Source organism: uncultured Veillonella sp., from assembly GCF_934190855.1.
Lineage (GTDB): Bacteria > Bacillota > Negativicutes > Veillonellales > Veillonellaceae > Veillonella.
Window position 1 is genome coordinate 1 of record NZ_CAKPTN010000177.1, and the last position, 3,308, is coordinate 3,308.

1 protein-coding gene is annotated in these 3,308 nt (G+C 33.1%); it reads right to left on the reverse strand.

The genetic code is table 11. The features are described from left to right. Nucleotides 1-3,291: hemagglutinin repeat-containing protein (locus tag Q0F90_RS08325; protein ID WP_296004687.1), on the reverse strand; the 3,291-nt coding region annotated here is incomplete at its 3' end. Nucleotides 3,292-3,308 lie beyond the last annotated feature (17 nt).

Below are 3,308 nucleotides of genomic sequence, written 5' to 3' on the forward strand. Positions count from 1 at the left end.
ATTTCCTTGGTATTCTCCTGTAAATACTGGTTCTGAGCTATTACTATAAACTCTATAAATTTTACCTGTAGATGCTTCTGCCCATTCATCTATAACTCTTGGTGTTTCTTCAACTACTGCAGGATTATTTACACTAGGATTATCCCATGAAGAACTTGTATTAGTTAGGAAATGTGCTGACCCAACATGCACTTTTCCCAAAGGCTGATCAATATTAACATATGAACCATCTGGATAGACAAATACTTCTTGGCCTTCAGATTGATAACCTTTTACTGGATTTTGTTTAACGACAGGTGTAACTGTTCCTTTACGAATTACTGATGGAGATATCAATATATCACCTGTTCTAGTCCTTTTATAGGTATCACCATAAACATCAATGATGTAATAATAGTCATCCTCACTAAGTTCTTTATTTTTTAACATTACACCATATGCATTATTTTTTGTTGCATTTTGTGATTCAGTTGCACCAGTAATTGGAGATTTACCAAGCCCATGATTTACTAGAGCACCTAAACTTGCACTTAACCATTGTGCTACAGCAGGATTAGATTTAGCAATTTTTTGAATTTCACCAATCAACACTTCATTTGTTGCACCAGCATAGAAACCACTACCAGTAGGATTTCCAGCTATACGTGCAGATGTTTCAGCAACTACTGCATGCGCTAACGCTTTTGCAGCTTTTCCTTCTTTTGTTTTAGGCTCCCAATAATGAAGTTGCTCAAATGCATCTTTAGCAAATAATCGTGCGAGTTCTTGTCGTTCTTCAACCTTTTTCTTATCAAAAATAGTATCAAGTTTATTTAGGCTATTTTTAGTATCTTTGGAAATCTTATTAATATCAATATTAGATGATTCTGTTGTTATTGTACCATTAGCAATAACTGATTTAGTAGTACTTTCAGCTGATTTTTCTGAATCTGGCAATAATTTTGGTAATAAACCTAAAGAATTATATATAGCATCTTTACCTGCTTGACTTAGATTTTTAAATCCAGATACAGATGTATAACTTAAACCTGTATTACTAGATTTATATTCAGCTTTATTTTTAATATCTTCAACTGTTAAGGAATTTGTTGATAATTTATTCTTATCTGCTTTTGCCTTACTATCAATAACAGCACCTTCTAATGTAGTATTTCCTTTAGTTGTGATATCAAAGCCTTCAGCACCAGAATATAATCCAGCTTGCTCAGTAACACTAGTATAATCACTAGTCATTTTACCTTTTGAATACTCTGCAGATACCCCACCTAATTGTGTACCATTTGTAGAAATGCTAAATCCAACATTTTTCTTTTCACCTCTATAGGTTTCACTATCTTGCAAGCTTTTAATAGTTAAATTACCACCTATTTGAGATTGAATAGAGTCACCATATACTTTTGATCCCACAATATTAGTATCAGCACCAGAATTTGTAATTATCTTATTGCCTTGAACAACCGTTCCCGAATGAGTTGTTTTAACTGTGGTACCATTTTCTTTTGCTTTATTATAATTAGCATCAATACCTAATAAGCCACCACCATTAACACTTAAGTTAGCCCCTATTGACCAGCCTTTACTATCATATTTATCAGTTATAGTAGTTGTATTTGTTCCGGCTTGTAGGGAGAGATTTCTACTTGCATCCAATTCAACTGATTCTCCTCGAATGGTTTCACCAATAGCCAGTATATCTCCTGAATCAGTCGTAGTTGGTTTTGTAACTAATTTAATTCCATTATCAGATACTATATGTCCTCCTGCATATTTACTACTATCTAATCTTGATTCACTTCTACTTTTACTAGAGCCAACACTTACATGAATATTAGCTAATCCATCTTTTTTTGCTCGTTTATTTTCTTTATACTGCTTTTGATCCCTATTAATGTCATTTAGGTCGTTATTACCTTTTGCCTGTTCATATTCTGCTTCTTTAGATAGTCTATTTTTTTCTTTTACTAGTGCATTTCTAGTTTTATCAGTTAAATTCTCATTTTGTAGAAGGTAATCTATTTCTTTAACTTTTTGCTGTTTAAATTCACTTGAATTTATTAATTTTTGTGCTTCATCTCTTACAAAATCTGGTGTAAAGTTTTTATACTCTTGAATCTTACTATAACCTTTTTTAAGTTCCTTACCAGCTTCAAGAGATTCTAAGGCTCCTAATCGTTTATCATCACGACTATTCGCCTTACGTTGTAATCCACGTGCAGTAGTCAATGCTGATGAAATAGAGCCACCTAAGCTAACAGTTAAACCCGATTGTTTCTCTTCATGCACCTGCTTCGATGCTACAGTATCATGTTTACCATCAAGAGTAATATCAGAAGCACTAACTTCAATATCATCTTTACCAATTATATCAGTACTAGTGAGATGTGCTTTATTATTAGCATCAATACTAATTTTTCCATTCGCAGAACCAATTAATGTATTTACATTAGTTTTAGAATTTCCTTCTAATGTATCAGTCACTTTTTTACTACCAATAGTAAAGCCTATACCTGCCCCCATTAAACCAGACTTTTTACTATATTGATATACATCATCACGTTGAGTTTCTTCACCTGAATCTGTACGCACGTCATTACCTGCAGATACGGATACATCTTTTGTTCCCAAAATATTAGAGCCTGTTACCAAAACATTGTGATTAGCTTTCACATTAATAGTATCTCCACCAATTGTTGAAGATAAAACACCTGTGTGTTCGTGATCTGTACGTATGATATTAGTTTTACGAGATAGTAAGCTTTTTTCTTTGTACTTTAGACCATATTCATCACGGCTATAGCTTTTCCCATTAGTGATAGTAACATCATTTCCTGCTTCAACAGATGTTAAGCCATGTTCACTATTAACAATACCATTACGGATATTTACATCATTTCCTGCTCGTAAAGTAACATTGCTATCACTTAAAATAGCTGTACCTAATTCAGTACGACGATCAGTACGATTATAATTATCACTATTAACAGTCATATCCTTTTTAGAAGATAATGCTTCTGTTGTTAAGTTAATATTCTGACCAGCCTCAATGGTAGCTTTAGAATTATCTCCAGTATGAACAATAGCACCTTTAAGGTTAACATCTCGTTTCGCAGATAAAACTAAATTACCATCTTTTGCTACACCAATAGTACCTTGACGACTAACAATATCGTGATGTTCTAATCTATCTATATGAGCACCTACATTAATATCACGATCAGCATTAATGGTAACCTGTTTATCACCATGAATATTGCCTGTATTCATTACATCTTGTGATGCCTTAATAGTCACTTTACGTCCATCTATAC